We start from the raw sequence: 399 nt of genomic DNA on the forward strand, positions 1-399 counted from the left end.
AATCGACGAGGCGGCCTTCCCAGAAGACCACGCCCAACATAGCATCGCGCATGACGGGGAAGAGGAAGGGGATCGGTTTGAATCGCCCCGGGTTTCCTAGACACCCTTTTGCCTCACAATGAGGCGTTACGGAGGTGTCGATGGAAACGAAGAAGGCGCAGCAGCGCTTCACCGAAGAGTTCAAGATCGAAGCGGTCAAGCAGGTGACCGACCGGGGACATCCGGTCGCTGAGGTGGCCGTGCGGCTTGGCGTCAGCGCCCACAGTCTCTACACCTGGATCAAGCGTTACGGCGTTCCGGCGGAGCAGCGTGCCGAGCGCGACAGCCAGGCGGACGAGATTCGGCGCCTGAAGGCGGAGTTGCGGCGCGTGACCGAGGAGCGCGACATCCTAAAAAAGG

Annotated in this window: 1 protein-coding gene; it reads left to right on the forward strand. The window is 62.2% G+C overall.

Annotated elements, in window-relative coordinates; genetic code table 11:
• Positions 1 to 140: 140 nt before the first annotated feature.
• Positions 141 to 399: IS3 family transposase (locus tag C664_RS20100; protein WP_004296107.1), on the forward strand; the 259-nt coding region annotated here is incomplete at its 3' end.

Source organism: Thauera sp. 63, from assembly GCF_000310165.2.
Taxonomy (GTDB): domain Bacteria; phylum Pseudomonadota; class Gammaproteobacteria; order Burkholderiales; family Rhodocyclaceae; genus Thauera; species Thauera humireducens.